Genomic DNA, 1,643 nt, shown 5'->3' with positions numbered 1-1,643 from the left:
TAGCTCGGGTCCTTGTAGGCCGGATCGGACGATGTATCGCCGTCCTCGATCTTCTCGAAACCGTAGCCGGTCGCGTCGAGCGCGGGCCGCACTTTGGGCAGGTCGCCCTCCGCGATCCGCAATGTCATGATGTGGGTCGCGGCGGACACTTTCACGTCGCCTTCGGCCACGCCCGCAGACCGGGCTGCGCGCTCGATCTCGGCGGCGTCCTTTGCGCAGTCCATGCCCTGTACCCGCATTCGGATCGGGGAGGAGGCTGTTGCCAACGTGCTGTTATCGGGCTGGCTCATGTGCGATCCTCTTTATGGTGGCGGGCGAAAAGGTACGCCGCTTACGTATCAGTGGATAATGATATGACGACGCAAGACGTTCAAGACGATCTTCCGGCACCCGATACCCTGGAACTGCGGGCAAAGCTCTTCCGGGGCCTCGGCGATCCCAGTCGTCTGGCGATCCTAGATGCGCTGGTGTCGGACGAACGCAGCGTGCAGGAAATCGTCGGGCATACGGGTCTGGGTCAGCCCAATGCCTCGAACCATCTGCGCTGCCTGCTCGACTGCGGGCTGGTCACTCGCCGTAGCGAGGGTCGGTTCGTCCGGTATCGCTTGGCGGACGGGCGGATTGCGGACCTAATCCGTGACGCGGGTCGGCTACTTGCCTCGAACGCGAATGGAGTTGATACGTGCCGAAACTATACGGGTTAGCCGGTGCGTTTTGGCGCAACCTTCTATCGGCGTGAAAGACTTAAAGCAGCCATTAACGCCTGCGCAGTGAGTCGCACCTGCGTTCGGCTGCGGACCTTGTTGAATGGGTATTCTAGTGAAGTGGGCTCAAACAGCATTCGCGTTGATTGAGACAGATCGGAATTCCTGTCGACCGGCTCTGGTCCGCATGCCAAATGTGGTCCCATGGAAAGATACTTCTCCATCGAAATGCCCGGCGTTCTATTCTTAAGAAACGTCTTGTTGTTCAGCCTCGCTGCCTTGGCTCCGATTCTCGTGCTCTATGTGTTGCTTGCTCCCGGTTTCGCGTCGGCACTGGCTGCGGGCGGCCCCGCACTCGGACGATTTTTGCGGCAGGTTGTTACCAACGGGTTGCCGGTTATCTTTGTTGTGAATTACGTGAGCTTCTTTCTTTATGCTCTCACGCAACGGCCCGCTGGTAGGCATCGAGATTCTGCCGTTTTCCTGCTGTTGGATCTAGCGATTAGGGTTGTTCTCTTCCTCGGCCTCCACGCCCTGATCTACGTTTTCTCTGCAGATTGGTTCGGTTCGTTCGGCGGCAGCCGCGCGACCGCGTTGAGCGTGGTCGCACCGACGCTTGCGCGCTCCGCATTCTTTGAAAACATCTCGGGTGTCTATCTCTATGCCACGATGGTGAGCGCGTTGCCTTTGTATGTGTCAGCGATCAAACAGTCGGCGAGCCTGCGCCCACTTGTCGGTCTCTTTCCACAGAAATCCGGCGTGGCAGTACTCGCTCTGCTCACTCTCCTGCTGGCAGTGGTATCATTGACACTTGTCGCGGAACTCATCGCGCATCTGCAAGGCTAGGGTCAGGATTCATAACCAGTAGATGACGGTTGCAGCGAGGGCGATGGCTGAGAGGAAAACCTTAGGACAGCGGTCATAGCGTGTCGCCACACG

At 58.5% G+C, this 1,643-nt stretch carries 2 protein-coding genes and 2 pseudogenes; 2 read left to right on the top strand and 2 right to left on the bottom strand.

Annotation, left to right across the window (positions count from 1 at the left end; all coding sequences use genetic code 11):
- A pseudogene (locus ACGKZZ_RS17195) lies at positions 1–290 on the bottom strand (cation transporter); the annotation flags it as partial.
- A 63-nt stretch (positions 291–353) separates the two neighbouring features.
- On the opposite strand from ACGKZZ_RS17195, the gene ACGKZZ_RS17190 reads away from it, so the two are divergent.
- Positions 354–704, top strand: coding sequence for an ArsR/SmtB family transcription factor (locus ACGKZZ_RS17190; RefSeq protein ID WP_058320099.1), 351 nt, complete (start codon positions 354–356; stop codon positions 702–704).
- A 204-nt stretch (positions 705–908) separates the two neighbouring features.
- Entirely contained in the window at positions 909–1,550 is a 642-nt protein-coding gene (locus tag ACGKZZ_RS17185) for a hypothetical protein (RefSeq protein ID WP_411224742.1), read from the top strand.
- 9 nt (positions 1,551–1,559) lie between these two features.
- Here ACGKZZ_RS17185 and ACGKZZ_RS17180 read toward each other — a convergent pair.
- Positions 1,560–1,643: pseudogene (locus ACGKZZ_RS17180) on the bottom strand (IS5/IS1182 family transposase); the annotation flags it as partial.

The organism is Marivita sp. S2033, from assembly GCF_046592965.1.
GTDB lineage: Bacteria > Pseudomonadota > Alphaproteobacteria > Rhodobacterales > Rhodobacteraceae > Marivita.
This window is presented reverse-complemented; position numbering and strand designations above follow the sequence as displayed.

Excerpts from the sequence above, each read along its gene's own strand:
- ACGKZZ_RS17190 (WP_058320099.1), top strand. The coding sequence starts at position 354 with ATGACGACGCAAGACGTTCAAGACGATCTTCCGGCACCCGATACCCTG.
- ACGKZZ_RS17185 (WP_411224742.1), top strand. The coding sequence starts at position 909 with ATGGAAAGATACTTCTCCATCGAAATGCCCGGCGTTCTATTCTTAAGA.